This window comes from Caenimonas koreensis DSM 17982 (assembly GCF_009646335.1).
Lineage (GTDB): Bacteria > Pseudomonadota > Gammaproteobacteria > Burkholderiales > Burkholderiaceae_C > Ramlibacter > Ramlibacter koreensis.
In genome coordinates this window covers 1-21,184 of sequence record NZ_WJBU01000028.1, presented here as the reverse complement: position 1 = coordinate 21,184, position 21,184 = coordinate 1, and the positions used below count along the sequence as shown (strand labels likewise).

At 63.2% G+C, this 21,184-nt stretch carries 19 protein-coding genes; 7 read left to right on the top strand and 12 right to left on the bottom strand.

Annotated elements, in window-relative coordinates; all coding sequences use genetic code 11:
* Window positions 1-2: 2 nt before the first annotated feature.
* The 6 genes from rimP to GHT07_RS20280 form a co-directional block, all read right to left on the bottom strand.
* Complete coding sequence (gene rimP, locus GHT07_RS20305) at window positions 3-584, bottom strand: ribosome maturation factor RimP (protein WP_323741038.1); 582 nt, start codon at window positions 582-584, stop codon at window positions 3-5.
* A 147-nt stretch (window positions 585-731) separates the two neighbouring features.
* Window positions 732-1,148: an alternative ribosome rescue aminoacyl-tRNA hydrolase ArfB gene (gene arfB / locus GHT07_RS20300; RefSeq protein ID WP_153586918.1), complete on the bottom strand. Its 417-nt coding sequence runs from the start codon at window positions 1,146-1,148 to the stop codon at window positions 732-734.
* 9 nt (window positions 1,149-1,157) lie between these two features.
* On the bottom strand, window positions 1,158-2,762 hold the full coding sequence (locus tag GHT07_RS20295) for an ABC transporter ATP-binding protein (RefSeq protein WP_153586917.1): 1,605 nt from the start codon (window positions 2,760-2,762) through the stop codon (window positions 1,158-1,160).
* Window positions 2,759-3,868, bottom strand: a complete 1,110-nt coding sequence (locus tag GHT07_RS20290) for an ABC transporter permease (RefSeq protein WP_153586916.1) — start codon at window positions 3,866-3,868, stop codon at window positions 2,759-2,761. The genes GHT07_RS20295 and GHT07_RS20290 overlap by 4 nt, the downstream gene beginning before the upstream one ends.
* The gene (locus GHT07_RS20285) at window positions 3,834-4,853 is read right to left on the bottom strand and encodes a microcin C ABC transporter permease YejB (protein WP_153586915.1); all 1,020 of its coding nucleotides are present in this window, start codon (window positions 4,851-4,853) and stop codon (window positions 3,834-3,836) included. The genes GHT07_RS20290 and GHT07_RS20285 overlap by 35 nt, the downstream gene beginning before the upstream one ends.
* Window positions 4,854-4,862: 9 nt before the next feature.
* Window positions 4,863-6,698, bottom strand: a complete 1,836-nt coding sequence (locus GHT07_RS20280; RefSeq protein WP_153586914.1) for an extracellular solute-binding protein — start codon at window positions 6,696-6,698, stop codon at window positions 4,863-4,865.
* Window positions 6,699-6,738: 40 nt separating this feature from the next.
* Here GHT07_RS20280 and fabI point away from each other — a divergent pair, with 40 nt between their 5' ends.
* Entirely contained in the window at window positions 6,739-7,533 is a 795-nt protein-coding gene (gene fabI, locus GHT07_RS20275) for an enoyl-ACP reductase FabI (protein WP_153586913.1), read from the top strand.
* Between the two features lie 47 nt (window positions 7,534-7,580).
* Here the strand turns inward: fabI and GHT07_RS20270 are convergent, their stop codons facing one another.
* From GHT07_RS20270 to GHT07_RS20260, 3 genes are read right to left on the bottom strand one after another with little or no spacing between them, the layout of a single operon-like run.
* Complete coding sequence (locus tag GHT07_RS20270) at window positions 7,581-8,426, bottom strand: LytR/AlgR family response regulator transcription factor (protein ID WP_153586912.1); 846 nt, start codon at window positions 8,424-8,426, stop codon at window positions 7,581-7,583.
* Complete coding sequence (locus tag GHT07_RS20265) at window positions 8,423-9,646, bottom strand: sensor histidine kinase (RefSeq protein ID WP_153586911.1); 1,224 nt, start codon at window positions 9,644-9,646, stop codon at window positions 8,423-8,425. Before GHT07_RS20265 ends, GHT07_RS20270 begins: the two co-directional genes overlap by 4 nt.
* 29 nt (window positions 9,647-9,675) lie before the next feature.
* Window positions 9,676-9,963 (bottom strand): hypothetical protein, encoded by a 288-nt coding sequence (locus GHT07_RS20260; RefSeq protein ID WP_153586910.1) that lies wholly within the window; start codon window positions 9,961-9,963, stop codon window positions 9,676-9,678.
* 228 nt (window positions 9,964-10,191) lie between these two features.
* Here GHT07_RS20260 and GHT07_RS20255 point away from each other — a divergent pair, with 228 nt between their 5' ends.
* Window positions 10,192-11,961, top strand: a complete 1,770-nt coding sequence (locus GHT07_RS20255; protein ID WP_153586909.1) for a hypothetical protein — start codon at window positions 10,192-10,194, stop codon at window positions 11,959-11,961.
* A gap of 98 nt (window positions 11,962-12,059) precedes the next feature.
* Here GHT07_RS20255 and GHT07_RS20250 read toward each other — a convergent pair whose 3' ends face one another.
* The gene (locus tag GHT07_RS20250) at window positions 12,060-14,324 is read right to left on the bottom strand and encodes an arginine/lysine/ornithine decarboxylase (RefSeq protein WP_153586908.1); all 2,265 of its coding nucleotides are present in this window, start codon (window positions 14,322-14,324) and stop codon (window positions 12,060-12,062) included.
* Between the two features lie 141 nt (window positions 14,325-14,465).
* Between GHT07_RS20250 and GHT07_RS20245 the strand changes: the two genes are divergently transcribed.
* Genes GHT07_RS20245 through GHT07_RS20230 form a run of 4 tightly spaced genes read left to right on the top strand, consistent with a single transcriptional unit; the run spans window position 14,466 to window position 19,135 of the window.
* The gene (locus tag GHT07_RS20245; protein ID WP_153586907.1) at window positions 14,466-14,888 is read left to right on the top strand and encodes an NfeD family protein; all 423 of its coding nucleotides are present in this window, start codon (window positions 14,466-14,468) and stop codon (window positions 14,886-14,888) included.
* 23 nt (window positions 14,889-14,911) lie between these two features.
* Complete coding sequence (locus GHT07_RS20240; RefSeq protein WP_153586906.1) at window positions 14,912-15,832, top strand: SPFH domain-containing protein; 921 nt, start codon at window positions 14,912-14,914, stop codon at window positions 15,830-15,832.
* Between the two features lie 22 nt (window positions 15,833-15,854).
* On the top strand, window positions 15,855-17,345 hold the full coding sequence (locus tag GHT07_RS20235; RefSeq protein ID WP_153586905.1) for a class I adenylate-forming enzyme family protein: 1,491 nt from the start codon (window positions 15,855-15,857) through the stop codon (window positions 17,343-17,345).
* Window positions 17,342-19,135, top strand: a complete 1,794-nt coding sequence (locus GHT07_RS20230) for a carboxylate--amine ligase (RefSeq protein WP_153586904.1) — start codon at window positions 17,342-17,344, stop codon at window positions 19,133-19,135. Before GHT07_RS20235 ends, GHT07_RS20230 begins: the two co-directional genes overlap by 4 nt.
* Here the strand turns inward: GHT07_RS20230 and GHT07_RS20225 are convergent.
* Window positions 19,101-19,370, bottom strand: a complete 270-nt coding sequence (locus GHT07_RS20225) for a hypothetical protein (protein WP_153586903.1) — start codon at window positions 19,368-19,370, stop codon at window positions 19,101-19,103. The genes GHT07_RS20230 and GHT07_RS20225 overlap by 35 nt on opposite strands.
* A gap of 335 nt (window positions 19,371-19,705) precedes the next feature.
* Between GHT07_RS20225 and GHT07_RS20220 the strand changes: the two genes are divergently transcribed.
* Window positions 19,706-20,068: a hypothetical protein gene (locus GHT07_RS20220; RefSeq protein WP_228488465.1), complete on the top strand. Its 363-nt coding sequence runs from the start codon at window positions 19,706-19,708 to the stop codon at window positions 20,066-20,068.
* Between the two features lie 146 nt (window positions 20,069-20,214).
* On the opposite strand, the gene GHT07_RS20215 is transcribed toward GHT07_RS20220, so the two are convergent.
* On the bottom strand, window positions 20,215-20,757 hold the full coding sequence (locus GHT07_RS20215; protein ID WP_153586902.1) for a hypothetical protein: 543 nt from the start codon (window positions 20,755-20,757) through the stop codon (window positions 20,215-20,217).
* Between the last annotated feature and the right edge of the window lie 427 nt (window positions 20,758-21,184).

Below are 21,184 nucleotides of genomic sequence, written 5' to 3'. Positions count from 1 at the left end.
CACTACTCTCCTAGCTCTCGGGGCCGCCGGCCCTTGAAATCAACAATCGAAGCCAGCCGCGCTTCTTTCAGCTCGTCCAGCTTGAACCCCAATGCCTGCAATGGCGCAGGCACTCTCTTTTTGCTAACACGTTGCCCCGGTTTGGCTGCAGGCTCATCGCTCCAGACGATCTGCCAGCCCTCGGCCGCTTTCTCCAGCGTGCCCCGAAACTTCTTCCTGTTGGCGCTGACACCGCCGCCGCTGCTGGCGCTGGCAACTGCACCTACCGGCGCCTTGAGCGTCACATCAACCACCTGGCCGGTGAAACGCTCGAAATCCTTCTCGCCTCGCAGCGGCCTGTCAAGGCCCGGCGAAGAAACTTCGAGCCGCCTGTATTCGGTGCCTTCGACCTCGAGCGCAAACTGCAGCTGCCGCGTGACCTTTTCGCAGTCTTCCACGGTGACGAACTGCTCGCCGCCGGGCTGGCCCGGCGTCCATGGCAGGTCGATCGTGATGCGCAAAAGACCCCCGGCGGAGCGGTCAATCTCCACCAGGTCATAACCGAGGCCGGTTACGGTTTGCGTCACGATGTCTTGAAATGCCACTGCCTGCGCTCAGCTCCGAAAGGCTCTTGGCCAATAAACGAGCGACCAAAAAAAACGGGCGGTGATTACCCGCCCGTTTGGTCGTGAAGCAAGGATTGTACCTCGCAAATCGTTGATTTGCAACGGGTTATGAGTGATGAGCGGGGGTCACGGCTCCTGCCGCACGGGCCCGCGCAGCACCTTGACCTGCGAGCGTAAGTTCTTGGTTTCAAGCCTGCGCTTTTGCGACGCCCGGGTCGGCTTTGTCGGCCTGCGGACGCGCGGCGGCAGGGCCACGCTGTCCACCAGTTCCTGCAGCCGCCCCCAAGCTTCAGCACGGTTCATGTCCTGGCTGCGGTGTGTCTGTGCCTTGATGACCAGCACCCCGTCGCGGGTGATCCGTGAGTCACGCAGTTCCAGCAGCCTGTCTTTATGGTCCGGCGCCAGCGACGAGTTGCGGATGTCGAACCGCAGGTGGATGGCGCTCGACACTTTGTTGACGTTCTGGCCACCGGCGCCCTGGGCGCGCATGGCCGAGAGCTCCACCTCGCTCTCGGGGATGACGGTGGGCACAACGGGTCCCATGGCCATTGCTCAGGCGGCCGCAGCGACCAGCGTCCGGGTGTATTCCTCACGTGGCGAGTCCAGCACTTCACGCACCGTTCCGGTTTCCACGATGTCGCCGTCCTTCATGACGAGCACGTCGTGCGCCATGGCGCGGATGACATCCACGTCGTGCGTGATCAGCAGGTAGCTCAGGCCGCGCTCGCGCTGCAGCTTTTGAAGCAGCTTGAGCACCTGTTTCTGGATCGTCACGTCCAGCGCGCTGGTCGGCTCATCCAGGATCAGCAGTTGCGGCTGCACGATCAGCGCGCGCCCGACTGCCAGGCGCTGCCGCTGGCCACCCGAGAATTCGTGCGGATAGCGGTGCAGCAGACCGGGGAACTGGGCCTCGGTCAAACCCACGTCATGGAGCACTTCGACCACGCGCTGGCGCCGCTGCTCCAGCGACAGCGAGGGCTCGTGCACCAGCAGCCCCTCGCCGACGATTTCTTCGACGGTCATGCGCGGCGACAGCGACGAGAACGGGTCCTGGAACACGACCTGCACCACGCGCCGGATCGACTTGTTCGATGCGGAGTCCGGCCCCCAGCCCTTGCCGACCACGGCGAGTTCGCCCTTGTGCGGCATCAGTCCAAGCGCAGCCAAAGCGAGCGTCGATTTACCCGACCCGGACTCGCCGACCACGCCGAGCGTGCGGCCCGGCTTGATCTCGAACTGGGCATTCTTCACCGCAACGAACTCGCCCTTCTTGAACCAGCCCTTGAATCCTGCGAGCCGCACCGGATAGCTGACCTTCATGCCCTTGGCGACCATGACGGGTTCGGCCTGGCCCACATCGCTTTCGACGACATCGCGCTCAGGACGGCTGTCGATCAGCTTGCGTGTGTAGGGGTGCTGGGGATTCGCGAAAATCTCTTCTACCGCGCCTTGTTCGACGATGTGCCCGTTCTCCATCACGGCGACGCGATTCGCGAATTTGCGCACGAGGTTCAGGTCATGCGTGATCAGCAGCATCGACATGCCGTTGCTCTGCTGGATCTGGGCGAGCAGGTCCAGGATTTGCCCGCGCAGCGTCACGTCGAGAGCGGTGGTTGGCTCATCAGCCAGCAGCAAACGCGGACGCCCGGCCAGAGCCATGGCGATCATCGCGCGCTGCCGCTGCCCGCCCGACAGCTGGTGCGCAAAGGCCGTGGCCCTGCGATCCGGCTCGGGAATCCCGGTGGCGCGCAGCGCTTCGATCGCGGCATTCCATGCTTCGCGACGCGTCAGGCCTTCCTTGAGCTGGAGCACCTCGGCAATCTGGTCACCGATTGGGTACAGCGGGTTCAGCGCGGTCATCGGCTCCTGGAAGATCATCGCGATCTCGCGGCCACGCAGCGCGAGCATGTCGCGCTCGGGCATGGAAATCAGGTCGCGGGGCGGCTGGTCAGTCAGGCCACTGAAGGTCGCCGTGCCGCAGACCTTCGCGTTCTGCACCAAGCCCAGCAAGCTCAGTGCCGACACGGTCTTGCCCGAGCCAGATTCGCCAACAAGGGCAAGGCGTTCACCAGCACCGATGGTGAAGTCAATGCCGTGCACGACTTCCTTCGAACCGAATGAAACACGCAGGCCTTTGACGTCGAGCAGCGCGTTCATACGTCTGCCTTCCGGGGATCGAGCGCATCACGCAGCGCATCACCCATGAAGGTGAGCAGCGAAAGCGTCAACACCAGCACGACAAACGCGGAGAGGGAAATCCACCACGCATCCAGGTTCTGCTTGCCTTGCTGCAGCAACTCGCCCAACGAGGGCGTGCCGGGCGGAACACCAAGACCCAGGAAGTCGAGCGACGTGAGCGCCAGAATCGCCGCGCTCATGCGGAACGGCATGAACGTGACAACGGGCGTCATGCTGTTGGGCATGATGTGGCGCCACATGATCTGGCTGTTGCTCACACCTAGCGCTCGGGCAGCGCGCACATAGTCCATCTGGCGATTGCGCAAAAACTCGGCGCGCACGTAATTCGACAGACTGGTCCAGCCGAACAGGCTCAGCAGCAACACAAGCAATACGACGCTGGGCGTGAAGATGGCGCTGAAAATGATCAGCAGGTAAAGCTCCGGCATCGACTCCCAGATCTCGATGAATCGCTGGAACGACAGATCGGTCCAGCCGCCAAAGTAGCCCTGCACGGCGCCCGTGACGATGCCCACCACGACGCCGACCACCATCAACGCCAGGCCGAACAACACGCTCAGGCGAAAGCCGTAGAGCAGCTGCGCGAGCAGGTCGCGCCCGCGCTCATCGGTGCCCAGCCAGTTGTCCTTGGAGGGCGGGCTTGGGAACGGATACTTCGAGTAGTACGCCAGTGTTTTCGAGCCGTACGGATTGAGCGTGAACAGCATCCAGTTGCCGCTCTCGGACATCTTCTGCGTGATGAACGGATCGTGATAGTCGGTCGGCGCTTCGAAGTCGCCGCCAAACGTCTTTTCCGAGTAGTCCTTGACCATCGGAAAGTAGTACTGGCCGCTGTAGTGCACCACCAGCGGCTTGTCGTTGGAGATGACCTCGGCGAACAGGCTGAGCACGAGCATGGCCGTGAAGATCACGAGGCTGGTGAAGCCCAGGCGATTCTTGCGGAACCGCCGCCAGGCGCGCGCCGTCGGGCTGTTACTCACGGATGCCGGTGCCGCGGCAGCAGCTGCGGCTTGCTCCGCTGCGGGGAGTTCAATCGAATTTGACACGGGGATCGGCCCAGACATAACTCAGGTCACTGATCAGCTTGGTGACAAGGCCGATCAACGTGAAGACAAACAGCGATCCAAGCACGACCGGATAGTCGCGCCGGATGATGCTCTCGTAGCTCAGCAGGCCCAGGCCGTCGAGCGAGAACAGTGTCTCGATCAGCAGCGCTCCCGTGAAGAACGCGCCGATGAACGCTGCGGGAAAGCCGGTGAGGATCGGCAGCAGCGAATTGCGGAAGACATGCTTCCAGAGCACGCGGCGCTCAGGCAGCCCCTTGGCACGGGCCGTCAACACGTATTGCTTGCGAATCTCTTCGAGGAAGGCGTTTTTGGTCAGCATCGTTGTGACGGCGAAACTGCCGAGCACCATGGCCGTCACCGGCAAGGTGATGTGCCACAGGTAATCAACGATTCGCGACGGCCAGCTGAGCTCGTCCCAGTTGGCCGATGTCAGCCCGCGCAGCGGAAACCATTCCAGCTGCCCGCCAAAGATCACGAGCAGGAACAGGCCCAGCACGAAGCCGGGTATTGCGTAGCCCACCAGCACGAGGATCGTTGAGAAGAAGTCAAACCGTGAGCCCGCCCGCACGGCCTTGGCCACGCCCAGCGGAACCGCCACCAGGTAGCTGATGAAGAACGTCCACAGCCCCAGGCTGATCGATACCGGCAGCTTGTCAAGAATCAGCTGTGCGACCGGTTTGTTCTGCTGGAAGCTCTTGCCCAGATCGAAGGTGGCGTACTGGCCAAGCATCTTCCAGAAGCGTTCTGCCGGCGGCCGGTCGAAACCATACATCTTCTTGATTTCCTCGATGCGCTTGGGGTTCACGCCCTGCCCGCCCCGATACGAGGAGGTATCGCCACCGCCGCCCACGCGTTTGGCTTCGGCCATGTATTGCTCGACAGGCCCGCCGGGCACGAATTGCGTGACCGTGAATGTCACGAGCAGAACGCCGAACAGGGTCGGCAGCATCAGCAGGATGCGTTTGAAGATATAGGCGGCCATATGCCTCGATCAGTTGGCGGACTTGGGCGGAAGCTGCGCCCACCAGACGGTCATGAACCAGTTCATGTACGGAACACCTTCAGGTGGATACGCGGGCACCACCGGGGGCCGCACGACCCGCCACGGCGAATAGGCGATACGCCGGCCCGTGGTCGTCCAGGCGGGGATCATGTAGTGGCCATGCGCAATCGTGCGGTCAAGCGCGCGGCAGGTGGCAAGGTACGCGTCACGGTTGTCGGCCACGGTGAGATTCGCGACGAGCGCGTCGATCGCGGGGCTCTTGATGCCGCTGTAATTGCCAGAGCCGGGAATATCGGCCGCCTTGCTGCCGAACAGGTCGGCGTAGTCGGCGCCCGGAAAGTGCGTGCCTGGAAACGAGATCGACAGCATGTCGAACTTGTTCGACTCCAGCCTTTCCTGCCAGAGCGCGAAGTCCACCTCGCGCAACCGGAACTCGATACCCAGTTGCGAGAGTGCACGCCGCCAGGCGGCCGTTGTCGTGGCGCCTCGCGCCTCGGTGCTGTCGAGAAACTCGATCACAAACGCATTGCCCTTGGCGTCGCGCAGCGCACCATCACGCAAGGTCCAGCCGGCTTGCGCAAGCAACGCCTGGGCCTTGCGCATGTTGTCGCGCAGGGAGTTCGGCGGGTCCGTATTCGGCGCGACCGCCATCGGCCCGAATGTTTCAGCCGGCAATGTGGCCCGGAACGGCTCAAGCAACGCCAGCTCCTGCGGCGAAGGCAGGCCGTTGGCTTCACAGTCTGTGTTGCCGAAGACGCCTTTCACGCGCTTGTAGGCACCGCGGAACAGGTGCAGGTTCATCCACTCGTAGTCCATGGCCAGCTCGAGCGCCATGCGCACGCGCCTGTCCTGGTACTTGGGCTGGCGCAGGTTCAGCACGTAGCTGTAGAAGCCTTCAGGCAGCTTGTGCTTGAACTCTTCCTTGACGATCTCGCCGCTCCTCACGCGCTTGCTGTTCATGCGCCGCGTCCAGTCGCCGGCCGAGAAGAACTGCATCAGGTCGAACTCGCCCGCCTTCAACGCTTCGAGCTGCGCCGTGCTGTCGCGATAGATCTTGACCGTGATGCGGTCGAAGTTGTTCGTGCCCTTGCGAACGGCCAGGTTGCGGCCCCAGTAGTTCGGGTCACGGGCAAACGTTGCATCGCGGCCAAACGATTTGCCTTGCAAGATCTTGTACGGGCCGCTGCCGATCGGGATGTCCGTCACGACCTGGTCGAAGGGCTTGTTCTTGCCGTTCTCCATGCCCCACTTGGACGAGAAGATCGGCATGGCGCCCACCACGAGCGGCAGTTGCCTGTCTGTCTTCTTGAAGCGAAAGCGCACGGTGCGCTCATCGATAACGTCGCATGCCTCGACATCGGCAAAGACCGTCGCGTACTTCGGATGCGCAAACTTCGAGTTGAGGGTGTCGAAGCTGTACTTCACATCCGACGCCTTGACCGGATCACCATTGTGAAAGCGCGCTTCGGAGCGGATGCGGAACGTCGCCGACTTCAGGTCAGCGGGCACCTCGACGTCTTCGGCGATCAGGCCATAGCTGACACCGATCTCGTCATACGGTGAAGCGAGCAGGCCCTCGAACAGCAGCTCATCGGTAAATGACGGTGCGTTGCCGCGCAGCGTGAAGGGGTTGTATTTGTCGTAGGAGGAGATGCGCGAGCCCGCCACCATCCGCAACTCGCCGCCCTTCGGCGCGTTCGGATTCACATAGTCGAAGTGAGTGAACCCGGGTTGGTACTTGAAAGTCCCCCACACGGCATAGCCGGGTGCGGCCCAGCACGGCGCGGCAAGGAGCGTCGCGAGTAAAAACGTAAAACCACGCATGCGACAATTCTGCACGGTATTTTTTTGATTCGGGAAAACCATGGGCTTTCTAGCGGGCAAGAAGTTGTTGATCACGGGCGTGTTATCCAACCGCTCCATCGCTTACGGCATCGCCAAGGCGTGCCATGCGCAGGGCGCCGAGCTGGCTTTCAGCTACGTCGGCGAGCGGTTCAAGGATCGCATCACAGAATTCGCCGCCGAATGCGGCTCGAGCCTCATCTTCGATTGCGACGTCGGCAGCGACGAGCAGATCGCAAAAATGTTCGATGACCTGGGTGCAGTCTGGCCGAAGTTCGACGGCTTTGTACACGCTATTGGTTTTGCCCCGCGCGAGGCCATTGCCGGTGACTTTCTCGACGGCCTGTCGCGCGAGGCATTCAGGATTGCGCACGACATCAGCGCTTACAGCTTCCCGGCGATGACCAAAGCGGCGTTGCCCCGGCTCAACGACAAATCGTCGCTGCTCACGCTGAGCTACCTGGGGGCCGAGCGCGTGGTTCCGCACTACAACACGATGGGTCTGGCCAAGGCGTCGCTGGAGGCATCGGTGCGTTACCTGGCCAGCTCGCTCGGGCCGCACGGCATTCGCGTCAATGGCATCAGCGCCGGCCCGATCAAGACGCTTGCCGCCAGCGGAATCAAGGACTTCGGCAAGATCCTGTCGGCGGTCGCCAAGGCATCGCCGATCCGCCGCAACGTGACGATCGAAGACGTCGGCAATGTCGCGGCGTTTTTGCTGAGCGACCTGTCTGCCGGCATGACGGCCGAGATCAGCTACGTGGATGGCGGCTACAGCAAGATCGTCGGCGGGCTGGGCGAGAGCGGCGAGGCTTGATGCAGGGGTGGCCTGCACCCAAAAAACAGCCCACCCGCCCCGCACGGTCACGACGCGCGGAACAGGTGGGCAAACGTGCGGCTTACCTCAAGCACCTCCGGGTGCCCGCTGATATGGACTCGCTGCCGACCGGTATCGTCGCGCGTCACTGCCGCAATCGCACTGAGATTCACGATGGTGGAGCGGTGGATCTGCCAGAACTGCTGGCCATCCAGTCGCGGCATCAGCTCGCGAATCGGCGTGCGGATAAAGGCCTCATGGTCCTTCGTCTGCACGCGGGTGTACTTCTCGTCTGACCTGAAAAACAGCACGTCCTTTACGTCGATCAACTTGGTGGTCGCGCCGGTCGTCGCCTGAATCCAGCGCATGGGCGGCTCGCCACTGGGCGCGCCATTGAGGCCCTGGCTGGCTCTCATGAACTTTTGCAGCAATGCATCGAGGGCTGCTTCATCCACTGCACCTGCCGCGCCCTGCCCGCCTGCTGCTTCGCCGCTTTCGGCAATGACCTTGCGCGTCTGCAGCCGGGCCTTCACGCGTTGCGCCGTTTGCGCGAGCCGCTCCGTCTCTACGGGCTTGAGCAAGTAGTCGAGCGCGCCGCGCTCGAAAGCGGCTACGGCGTACTCGTCATAGGCCGTCACAAAAACAATCTCGCCCTGCCACGAGTCGAGCGTCACGATTTCGCTCGCCGCCTCGATGCCCGTGAGGCCCGGCATGCGGATGTCCAGGAACACGATGTCGGGCCGCAGCTCGTCGGCCTTCTGCACCGCTTCCTGGCCATCCCGCGCCTCGCCGACCACTTCGAGCTCCGGCCACACTTGCGCAAGACGGCTCTTGAGTTGCTCACGCAAAAGCCTCTCGTCGTCGGCGACCAGCGCCCTCAGTTTGGTGTTCATGTGACTGATTCTGCGGGTGACGGGGCAGCCGGCTGATTGCCCACGCGGAACGGAATCGTGATCTTCAGCACCGTGCCCTTGGCCGGATCAGAGATCAGCATCAGGCGGCTCTTGCCCGGATAGAGCATGGCCAGCCGGTCACGGATGTTCTGCAGGCCGACGCCCGTGCCGGATGTCGGGCCGTCGAGCAAATCGCCGTCGGGCACGCCGACACCGGTATCGCTCACCTCGACCGACAGCTGCGCGTTCTGCACGCTGGCGGCGACACGAATCTTGCCGCCTTCGGGCTTGGGCTCGATGCCATGCTTGATGGCGTTCTCGACGAGCGACTGCAGCATCATGGGCGGAAACTCAGCGGACTCCAGTGATTCAGGCACCGCGTATTCCACTTCAAGCCTGTCTTCCATGCGCATCTTCAGCAGCTCCAAGTATGAGCGGATCAGGCGCATCTCGCGGCCGACTGTCGACGACTCCTGGCGCAGCTGGGGCAGCGCGCCGCGCAGATAGGTGATCAGCGCCTTCTGCATCTTCGAGGCACGCGGTGGCTCGGTCTCGATCAGGTAATCAACAGCGGCCAGCGTGTTGAACAGGAAGTGCGGCTCGACCTGCGCCTGCAACACCTGCAACTTGGCCTGCACCAGCTGCCGCTCCATCGCCTCACGCTCGGCGGCGTCGTTGGCCGTGCGCACCTTCTCGTCGGCCTGCGCTACCTTCTTCACAACGATCTTGGCCGCGACGAGATAGCCGAACAGCAGCACCAGCACGACGCTGCCCAGGTCGCCCAGAATGCCGCCTGCCGTGATCACCCGCTGGCGGATGTATTTGATGTCCTCATCGTCTTCATCACCGTCGGTCTGCACGACGATGCTCGGCTCGCTGGCAGCCGTGCCGGGCGGCGTCGGTGGCGTGGGCGTATCGGCGCCTTCCTTGTCGGCGGGTACCTTCTCGATCGTCTTGCCGTGCGGGCCCTTGGTGATCTTCACGCCACCAATCGTCACGGTCACATTCTTGGGGATCTTCGTGTTGTCCCGCACGTTGATGGACTCGTGCTTGAGGTGGAGCACGTCGCCGATGATGCCGCCCACCATGAGGATCACGATGAACAGAACGATCAGGCGCCACCACGACATGGAAGCGACCCATTGCGAGACTTCGCCGTTCACACGCAGCAGCCACTGAATGAGCGGCGGGCGGCCTGGCGGGGAGGAGTTGGCTTCCATGGCTTGTGAGATTACCTCGGTTTCAGGCCTCAGCCCGGCTTGTGATTGCGGTCGGCGGCGCAGGCGACTTCGCTGGCGTCCAGGCCGGCGATCGCGCTGCGGTTGCCCACGATCTCGACACGCGGCAGCTGCACACGCAGCGGCGCCTGGGCCATCATCTCGGCCACATAACCGCGCGGCTGGGTGCCCGCCCCGAAGGCCGACAACCACATCACCGCCGTCAATCCGGCGGCTGCGGCGAAGAGCGCAATGTGAAGTGCGCCCGAAGCATCGCGGCGCGGGAAAAACGAGTTGGCGGGGGTGTTGCGGGTGTTCATGGTGTCCTTCCTTGATCGGGCCTCCAATGGCTCGACGGGTTGGACTTTAGGCATCCGGCGAACGCGCCGCACCGCCTATGCGACAGGCCGCGTCGTCATGCGATGAACCGCGGAAATCCCGGCATGGGCGTTACATGCCGGGCAAGTCGTATGTCTTGGATTCGGGTGGAACACCGGACCCATGTCCGTCACTCAACTGGAATTGAGCCCATTGCGGGCAATTTGACCATGAACCGCACCACATCCACCCGACCAGTCACCTTCCACGTCGCGCCAGAACCCGATTTCGGCCACCCGATCGATGAACGGACTCCTCGGCACAGGCCGATGCAAGTTGAGACGCCGAATCCACCCCGTGCTGCTGCCAACCCATTCCGGCGTCCCGGCAGAAGCTTCACCACATGGAACACGGAACAGACCCTGGGCACGCTGGTCGAAGAGGTGCCAATGTGCGTGTTGGGCAGACCTCTCCATAAGTTAGGCGACCTGGTTCAGGACGGAATGGGCCGCGGGCCGGGCTACAACGCGGGGTGCGCCATTCATGGCGTCGCCAACGTAATTGGGGGCACTGTCAAGTTGCTCGCAAGCGCCGTTTCCACCGCTGAGCAGTCAATACACGACCTCATGGACGCCTTGGTGCGGGTGCCCGCAGCCTCCACACTTGCGGTGGCGGAAAGCGTGATGCCCGCCTCCATCGCGAGAGCGTGTGTGCAGTTAGGCGATGACATCGTGAACTCGAGTGCATTCATGCAACGAGGCACGCAAGTGCGTTTGACAGCCGATGAGGCGGCACGGGTGCGCGTTCCGGCAGCGCTGGCCTTTGTCACGAGTTGCGCAACTCCCTATGCAGGACCTCTGCCGGTGGACCGCATGGAGCGCGCGGCGGTCCATGAGCTTCCACAAGACATACTGCCCCGAGGGCACGCGGCTTACCCGAACGGCACGGGCAAGCTGGCCAAGTTTCACTACGACGCCGAAGCCGGACAACTCAGTGGCGGCCCCTGGGCACCGCTGAGGGTCGGTGTCTACATCGATCGCCACGGTGGCGGCACCACCTATTTCCTCGTCTTCACAGGGCTGAATTTTCCCAAGCAGAAGGGTTTGCTCAAGTCTCTGGTAGCGCAGGGAATCGGAATTGCAGACAGCGCCTTTGAAGACGCCGACACACTGGTGAGGGCTTTCAGGCACAAGTGCCAGGCTGAAGGGGCGGCGCTTCACCTGGTGGGCCATTCGCTGGGAGGCGCGTTCGCGCAGTACGCCGGGATCGGCAACAACGTGCAAGTCACGGCATTCAACAGCGCAGGGCTGAGCGTGCATCTGAGGAACAAGCTCGGGTCCCGGCGCATCGACGAGGCTGACGTAGAACACTTCAACAGTGAAGACGATTGGCTCAGCCAGAAACTCGAAGGGCGCTTTTCTCCCGTGATCACGACGCAGGTGGGCCGCCGCTATGTGATCGAGGGGACAAGCGGTCATCGCATGGATGCCTTCCCGCAAGTACTGGGCCCGACCGAACTTATGGCGCCAGCCATGGCATGGCTGGCGAAGTTCTTCAATGACGTGAGCCAAGGCAACATGCAATTCAGTTGCGCCGCTTTAAATGAAACGCAAATCATGCAGGCGCGCGACAAGGGCGTCCGACGCCCCGAGCGTGTGCGGCTGATGGTCGCGCCGGCCCTTCCAGCATTCCCCGATGAATCGGTGCGTCTTGCTCTGCAGCCTCTCGTTTCGAGAAGCTCGTTCGGCCTGATGACTCTGGACTATTGGATATGGATGACCCACGAGACGTCGCAGTCGCCTGAATTCGACCAGGGACTCCTCTATGAATTCGAGCGCGTGCGGCAGTTTGAGGCAATCGGGGGTATCGAGAACTTCGTGGCTGTGCGCGTACTCGACGTTGAAAGAAGCGGCAGCCAAGTCGCGCCCTGTGAGGCGCTATTTGCAGAGACGTCCGGCCTGCTTGCGCCCGGCCTGGTGCCGGGGGCATTCATGGTGTGAGCGCCCGGCGGTGCAAAGGTCGACGACGCTGACCGTATCTACCCTGCTACGGCAAGTCAACCCGCGCACATGACGCAGCAGGAACGCAGCGCCGGAAGTCAGGTCTTCACGCAATCCGCGTAGTAGCGCACCGTGCCGTCGGGCCCGGCCTCTTCCACCAGCCCGTGGATGTCCGTCTCGAACCCAGGGCACTGGGCATTGAACTCGCGCGAGAACTTCAGGTAGTCCACGATCTTCTTGTTGAAGACTTCGCCCGGAATCAGCAGCGGAATGCCCGGCGGGTATGGCGTGACGAGCGACGTCGTGATGCGCCCTTCCAGGTGGTCGATCTCCACGCGCTCGGTCCGGCGGTGGGCGATGTACGCGAAAGCATCGCTGGGCTTCATGGCCGGCGTCAGGTCGGACAGGTACATGTCCGTCGTCAGGCGGGCGATGTCGTACTTGGCGTACAGCTCGTGGATGTGCTGGCACAAGTCAGCCAGGCCCATGCGCTCGTAGCGCGGGAACTGCTGGCAGAACTCCGGCAGGATGCGCCACATCGGCTGGTTGCGCGCGTAGTCGTCCTTGAACTGCTGCAGCGCCGTGAGCATCGTGTTCCACCGGCCCTTGGTGATGCCGATGGTGAACATGATGAAGAAGCTGTACAGGCCCGTCTTCTCCACGATGATGCCGTGCTCCGCCAAAAAGCGCGTGACGATGGAAGCCGGGATGCCCGTCTTGGCGAACTTGCCTTGAAGGTCCAGGCCCGGCGTGACGATGGTGGACTTGATCGGGTCCAGCATGTTGAAGCCTTCGGCCAGGTTGCCGAAGCCGTGCCACTTGGCCGTGCGAGCCTCGCCCTTGATGATCCAGTCGTCGGCGCGGCCAATGCCCTCTTCCACCAGCTTGTCCGGGCCCCAGACCTTGAACCACCAGTCCTTGCCGTATTCCTCATCGACCTTGCGCATCGCGCGGCGGAAGTCGAGCGCTTCCAGAATCGATTCCTCCACCAGCGCCGTGCCGCCGGGCGGCTCCATCATCGCGGCGGCTACGTCGCAGCTCGCGATGATCGAATACTGCGGGCTCGTCGACGTGTGCATCAGGTACGCCTCATTGAAGAGGTGCCTGTCGAGCTTGCGGTTCTGCGAGTCCTGCACCAGCACGTGGCTGGCCTGGCTGATGCCGGCGAGTAGCTTGTGTGTGGATTGCGTCGCAAACGTCAGCGCCTCCTTGGGGCGCGTGCGGCTGCGACCCATCGAGTGGTAGGTGCCATAGAACGGATGGAACGCGGCGTGCGGCAGCCATGCCTCGTCGAAGTGCAGCGTGTCGACATACCCGTCGAGCAGCTTCTTGATCGTTTCGGTGTTGTACAGAACGCCGTCGTAGGTGGACTGCGTTACCGTCATCACACGCGGCTTCACGGTGTCGGCATCGACGCCCTTGAGCAGCGGGTTCGCGCGGATCTTCGCCTTGATGGCGGCGGGCTCAAATTCACTCTGCGGAATCGGCCCGATGATGCCGAAGTGGTTGCGCGTCGGCTTCATGAAGACGGGGATAGAGCCCGTCATGATGATCGCGTGCAGGATCGACTTGTGGCAGTTGCGGTCCACCACCACCACGTCGCCCGGCGCCACGGTGTGGTGCCACACCATCTTGTTCGAGGTGGAGGTGCCGTTCGTGACGAAGAAGCAGTGATCCGCATTGAAGATGCGCGCCGCATTGCGCTCACTCGCGGCGACTGGCCCCGTGTGATCGAGCAACTGCCCCAGTTCGTCCACGGCGTTGCACACGTCGGCGCGCAGCATGTTCTCGCCGAAGAACTGGTGGAACATCTGCCCGACCGGGCTCTTGAGGAACGCCACGCCACCCGAATGCCCCGGGCAGTGCCATGAATACGAGCCGTCTTCCGCGTAGTCGAGCAGCGCCTTGAAAAACGGCGGCTGTATACCTTCGAGGTACGACTTGGCTTCACGGATGATGTGGCGCGCCATGAATTCAGGCGTGTCCTCGAACATGTGGATGAAGCCGTGCAGCTCGCGCAGGATGTCGTTGGGGATGTGGCGCGACGTCTTGGTTTCGCCGTGCACGTAGATCGGCACGTCAGCGTTCTTGCGGCGCACTTCCTCGATGAAGTTGCGCAGGTTCAGCACGGCGGGGTCAAGGTCCGGGCCGGGGGTGAACTCTTCGTCGTCGATCGACAGGATGAAGGCGCTGGCGCGGCTTTGCTGCTGGGCAAAGCTGGAAAGGTCGCCGTAGCGCGTGACGCCCAGCACTTCAAAACCTTCGGCCTCGATCGCCTCGGCAAGAGCGCGAATGCCCAGGCCCGACGTGTTTTCAGAGCGGTAGTCCTCGTCGATGATGACGATGGGAAAACGAAATTTCATGGGGCGGGCTTTCAGCCTGGGCAGGCCTCAAAAACTGGAAAACAGGCGCGAAGTGTATGCAATAAGAGTGGCGGTATCTTGCGTGGCACCCGAATTGACCCAAAATAGGCCTGCGTTGCAAACGCAAGGAGTAACACTGGCATGGCGGAATCGACAATCTGGTGGGTGGTCGCGGGCATCGCGGTCGCCCTTGAACTCATCACGGGCACGTTCTACCTGCTGATGCTTGCCATTGGCGTCGCCGCGGCGGCCATTGCAGCCCATTTGGGCGCGGACACGACGACGCAACTCGTCACGGCGGCCATCGTCGGCAGCTGCACGGTAGGCGGCTGCTACCTGATTCGCTCCCGCCGGCCCAGCGACGCGCCCGCCGAATCGAACCGCGACGTCAACCTCGACATCGGCGAGACGGTGCAGGTGGACGGCTGGAACGCCGATGGAACGGCGACAGTGAAATACCGCGGCGCCAAATGGACAGTCATTGGCACGGGCGACACGCATGGCGCCGGGCCGCACCGCGTACGGTCGGTCAGTGGCAGCCGCCTTGTCGTCGAAAAGATCTGAAAGCACCCCAAGGAAAGCACCGCATGCAATATTTCGCGTACGCCCTCGTCGTCATTGCCATCATCTTCATCAGCCGGTCGTTCAAGATCGTGCCGCAGCAAAACGCCTGGGTCGTCGAGCGGCTGGGCAAATACCACGCCACGCTCACACCGGGGCTGAAGATCCTTTTCCCGTTCATCGACAAGGTCGCCTACAAGCACAGCCTGAAGGAAATCCCGCTCGACGTTCCCAGCCAGGTCTGCATCACACGCGACAACACGCAGCTGCAGGTGGACGGCATCCTGTATTTCCAGGTGACGGACCCGATGCGCGCCAGCTACGGCTCGTCGAACTACATCGTGGCCGTGACGCAGCTCGCGCAAACGTCGCTGCGCAGCGTGATCGGCAAGCTCGAACTCGACAAGACATTCGAGGAGCGCGACATCATCAACGCGCAAGTCGTGCAGGCCATCGACGAGGCAGCGCTCAACTGGGGCGTGAAGGTGCTGCGCTATGAAATCAAGGACCTGACGCCCCCGAAGGAAATCCTGCATGCGATGCAGGCGCAGATCACGGCCGAGCGTGAAAAACGCGCGCTCATCGCGGCTTCCGAAGGCCGCCGGCAAGAGCAGATCAACATCGCCACCGGCGAGCGCGAAGCGTTCATCGCCCGCTCCGAAGGCGAGAAGCAGGCGCAGATCAACAAGGCTGAAGGTGAGGCCGGGGCGATCACGGCCGTGGCCAACGCCACGGCAGCTGCCATCGAGCGAATTGCGGCAGCCATTCGCCAGCCCGGCGGCGAGCAGGCCGTGCAGCTGAAGGTGGCCGAGCGCGCCGTCGATGCCTACAGCCGGGTCGCAGCCGATGCGACGACCACGCTGATCGTGCCGAGCAACATGACGGAGACGACGGCCCTGATCGCCTCGGCGATGAAGATGGTGCAAGGGACGCGCGCGCCCACGTGACGGCTGCGTGATTCGTCCGTCGATGCCAGGCAGCACCAACGTCGTCTTCGAGCTGCGTGAGTGGGCCGCCGTCGCGCCCGATGCGCCTGCCCTGCTCCTTCGTGAGGCGATCGTTCCCTATGGCAACCTGGGTGCAGCCGTCAACGCCTGCGCACTTGCGCTCTCCGATGCGGGCCTGAAGCCCGGGGACATCTGTGGCCTCGTCTTTATCGATGAAGTGCTGCTCGCCGTCACCCTGCTGGCTGTGCTGCGACTCGGCGCCACGGTGCAGTCGTTGCCGCACAGCGCCACAGGCAGGCAGCATCGCGAGCTGCTGGCGCGCACGGGCGCGCGTGCCGTGGCAAGCGACCGCCCCCTGAAACCGGGCACGGCGCAAGTCACGCTGGAGGTGTCGGCCGAACTCCTGATGCGCCCCGTTGCCGCGCAGGCGCCGTTTGTGCGAGAGCCGCACGGGCCGGCAGTGCTGATCAGCGGCTCCGGCTCCACAGGCGAGCCAAAGCTCATACCGCTCACACATGCCCAGCTGCGCGGGCGCATCGACCTCAAGACGGGCTGGCGCCCGTTGCGCGCCGCTGATCGTGTCGCCGCGATGAGCCATCTCGACTTCTTTGGCACCAAGTTGCGCATGCTCGAAGCGCTGCACGCGGGCGCCGCCTTCGCCCGCTGGAACGCGACGTCGCCGGAAACACCCGGCCTGTGCGCCCTGCAAGGCATCACGGTGCTGCACACGACCGTGTATCACACCGAGATGATGATTCGCTCGCTGCCCGCCGGCACCACGCGCGCGCTGGCAGGCCTTGACGCGATGTTCGTTGCGTCGTCCACACTCACTGATGATTTGCGCGCTCGCGCCCGCGACGCACTCACCGGCAACCTCTACGTGCGTTACGGCACGAACGAAAGCGGCCAGATCACCACTGCCGGTCCGCCCGAGATTTTCAACCTGGCCGGCACCGTGGGGCGCGTCGATGCGGGCGCGCAGATCAGGATCGTCGACGACCATGGCGAGCCCGTGCCTGTGGGCACCGTTGGCTCGCTGCGCATCCGCAGCCCCGGCCTGTGCGATGGCTACTGGGGCGACAAAGACGCCACGGCGAAGGTCTTCAAAGACGGCTGGTTCACACCCAATGACCTGGGCAAGTTCAATGCCGCAGGACACCTGATTTTTTATGGCCGGGCCGACGACATGATGATCATGAACGGCATCAACATCTACCCCGCTGAAATCGAGCGGGCGTTTGCCGCACACCCCGACGTGCTCGACGTTGCCGCCCTGCCCGCCAGCGACCCGTTGCACCAGCAAGTGCCGGTGTGTGCCGTGGAGCTGGCACCCGGCTCAACGGCCACACCGAGGTCGCTCTTCGATTTCGGCGCGCGCCGGCTCGGCGCCCACAAGCCACAGCACGTCTATGTGCTGGACAAAATCCCGCGCACCGAACAGGGCAAGGTCAAACGCACGCAGCTCGCGCAGGAGATCCTGAGGCAGGCAGCGCAACGCAAACCGCCGCCATGACGAGCCATCACCACCCGCTGGTCATCACGCTCGGCAAATCCGTCGGCTTCGAGTTGCCCGAGGGGGCGCAGGCCGATGTGCTGGCCGCGCGGCTGGCGCAGTACGCGGGTGTCGACACCACGGTGCCCGTTCCTTGTGAGGCATCGGCCGATCCCCGCGCGACGCGCTGGCTTGGCCTGTGTCTGCTGCTGGCACGCGAAGTGATGCTGGCGGGCCGGATGCCCGTGTTCGACACCCCGCGCATCGTCTCGGTGAAGCCAAGCGCAGCGGCGCCGCAGCGCTTTGCCGCCGACATCGAGTTGGCGCGCGTCGATCATCTGCAACCGCGCTGCCATGACATGGCGATCAAGGCGGCCTTTGCCGCTTGTGCACAGATGGGTCTGCCACAGACACCGCCTGCGCAGATCGAAGTGGTGCTGCGCGACCTCCACAAGATCGCGGGACGGCTCCAGGGCCTGAATCCGGGCGGCAAATCGACCGTGCCCGTGCTGCGTGTGGCGCACGGGCTGGGCATGCCGTTCATCCACCTGGGCGGTGGTGTGTACCAGCTGGGCTGGGGTGCGCGCGGCCGGCGCATGGATCGAAGCGCCGTCACGCAGGACTCGGCGATTGGCGCGCGCCAGTCGCAAAACAAGGTCATCGCTGCACAGGCCATGCGCATGGCGGGCCTTCCCGCGCCCGAGCATTTCGTCGCCGCGACTTTGCCCCAGGCCCGCGAAGCGGCTGCGGTACTGGGCTGGCCTGTGGTGGTCAAGCCCACTGACCGTGACCGGGGCGAAGGCGTGTTCGTGGACGTTCGCGATGAAGCAAGCCTGGCGCACGCCTTCGGCAAAGCCGCGGCCATGTCGCGTTCGCGCGAAGCCATCGTCGAAAAGCAGGTTGCCGGCGTGTGCCACAGGCTGTTCATGGCCGGCGGCAAACTGCTGTACGCCGTGAAGCGGCTGCCCATGTCCGTCTGCGGCGACGGCGTCCATCCGGTGGACAAACTGGTTGAGATCGAACTCGCCCGGCAAGCACTGCTGCCGCCATGGTCACGTTCGGAAATCCAGCCGATCGACGACGCAGCCCGCGCCGCCCTGGCCGCCGGCGGATTCAGCGCAGACTCAGTGCCGCCGAAGGGCGCGCTCGTTGCGCTGCGACGCATCGAGTCCACGGCGGCAGGCGGCGTCGACGAAGATGTCGGCGCACTCGTGCACCCGGAGAACCGGCGCATCGCCACCAAGGCTGCCGCGCTGTTCGGCCTGACGGTGGCCGGCATCGACATCATCACCACCGACATTTCAAGGCCCTGGTACGACACGGGCGCCATCGTCAACGAAGTGAACTTCGCGCCGCTGTTCGGTGGCGGCGAGATTTCGCGCCGGCACATTCCGCAGTTCCTCGCGCAGCTGGTGGAGGGCGATGGGCGCATTCCGGTCGATGTGTTCGTGGGCGGCGAGCGCGCGGTCGAAGTTGCGACGCAGCGCTGGAAGGCGCAAGTGGCCGCCGGCCTGCGCTGCTTCTTCAGCACCGCCGACAGGACAGCCGGGCCGGCGGGCCACCTGTGGCCTATGCCGCGCAAGAGCCTGCACGCGCGGGCACAGGCACTTGCGCTCGACCCGGGTGTTCAGGCGATGGTGCTTGTCGTGCAGGACGACGAATTCATCACGGCGGGGCTGCCGCTTTCATTCGCGCAGCCGGCGCAGGTCGTGGATGAAGCGCTGGTGTCGTCTGGCGGCAAAGGCCCGCTCACGCGCAGGCGGATCGACCGCCTGCTCAGGATTCTTGGCGCGCCAGCCGGCAAGGACTGACGGCCTTCCAGGCCGCCTCGAGCAGCCATGCGAGCGTGAGGTATTGCAGGGAATAGACCACGGTGGCGACGGCCCAGGTGGGAGCCGGGTGAAGCAGATCGAGCATGGCCGGCACCAGGGCGTAGAACCAGGCCTCTGCCGCGCGGCTTCGGGCCGACCAGTCGTCCGCAACTTCCGTTGACAGCGCACCCAGCAACAAGGCGGCGGCGATGTAGAAAGCGTTGCGTGCGGACATGAACTGCTCCTTGGGATGGCCCAATGTAGGCATCGAGGGGCAAGGAGCCTATCCCGCAGATGAGGGGGCAACAAAAAACCCGCCGGAGGGCGGGTTGCTTGCATGTGCCTGGCGGGAGGGCGTCGTTCACATCATCCTCGCCAGCCCGCATGAATGCTGCCTTTCGCTCTGAAAAGAATCACAAGTACCCCCAAAAATACCCCCAGCCATCGACGTGAAACACCTGATGAACGGAGATGACGAGCGCGCACGGAAGAGCCACACTGCCCCTGTTGCAAATTGACACGCAACACCGCTCCCGTGCGAATCGCGGGCTGCCACTCCAAGGAACGCGAATGAAAACCACAATTGCTGCAGCCCTTCTCGGTTTGCTCACCGCATCTGCATTTGCCCAGACGGTTTATGGATCGGGATCGAACGGGTATTCATGGCAGACCCAGCAGATCGGGAGCCAAACCTACGGGAGCGACAACAAAGGCAATTCGTGGAATAACCAGCAGATCGGCAATCAAAACTACGGTTCCGACAATCGCGGCAACAGCTGGAACAGTCAGCAAATCGGCAACCAGACATACGGTTCCGACAATCGCGGTAACTCGTGGAACGCGCAGCGGATCGGCAATCAGACCTACATCAATGGGACAGGTGGTCGCACGGTCACTTGTCAAACGATCGGGTTCCAAACGTTTTGCAACTGACGGGCAGTTACGCAATCGTTTGATCGCCGCCGTCGATTGCATGGCGCGTTTGATTCGCTGATTCAAACCGGGGAAAACTTTTCTGCGTGGGAGTACCTACGGTTTCACTCCGAGGTGGTTCCAAACATTCAATGCCCCCCGCCCGTTCAGCGCCAGCCCATAAGCCGCGCTGCCAGCATCGCGAATGCCCCCTCGCGCCGCTCCTCGCACTCCAACAGTTCAGCAAACAGCCGGTCATACGTTTGTTGCCTCATGCCTTTCGGTCGTTGCCAGTGATCGTCTAGTCGCCGCTCAATCTTGTGCTGCCTGCGCCAGAGCCGGTCGAGATCATCCTCAGACTGCGAGCTATAGGCCACGCGCTTGCACAGCCTGCAGCCGAAATAGCCGCCGCGCAGGTACAGCACTGCCACGCGCCGCGCGCATCGCGGGCAAGCGAACCATTGGCGCGATCCACCGTATGCGCAGGGCGTGCAAACCACGTTCACCCGTTCCGCCACGTTGCGTTTGTCGTTGCCTGCGCCGAACGTGTAGGCCAGAGTCAGCGCCGCCGGGCCGTGCACAGAGACGCGGATAGACCCCGCTGGCTCCTCACCCCTATGCCAGCTCCAGGAAAACCCGCCAGCGCCGCGCAGGTAGCCCCGCCGCGCCCATTCCCGCACATCCACGCTGCAAAGGTGTTCGGCCTTCACCCGATAGCCCGGCCTTCCGGCCCCGCACCTCATTCCGCCTTTGCCCATGCCACACCTCCACAGAATCCGAAATCAATAGGCGAACCATGCGCCAAATTCAAACCAGTTCGGCCCATTGCTTTGACATCCACTAACAGCCTGAATGCACTGCAGGGGATGGCAACAATGCAATGGTGTTCGATAGTCGAAGCAATGCAGCGACTTTCAGATCGAGCGACTAGATCAGGGCGAACACAAGTGTTCATGCGGCCTGCAGCCCGGTTTGCGCAGATTTGCTCCGCTTCGACGTTCGCATCGGTGTGAACCGCCCCGGGTTTCGAGGAGACCGGTTGATGTAAGTCAGACCTGCATGGTCTGCTGAATTCGGCTCTTGTATTTTCCTTTCTTTAAGCCCCCCGCAGGGGCCGCCGGAGGCCCCCCGGTTGGA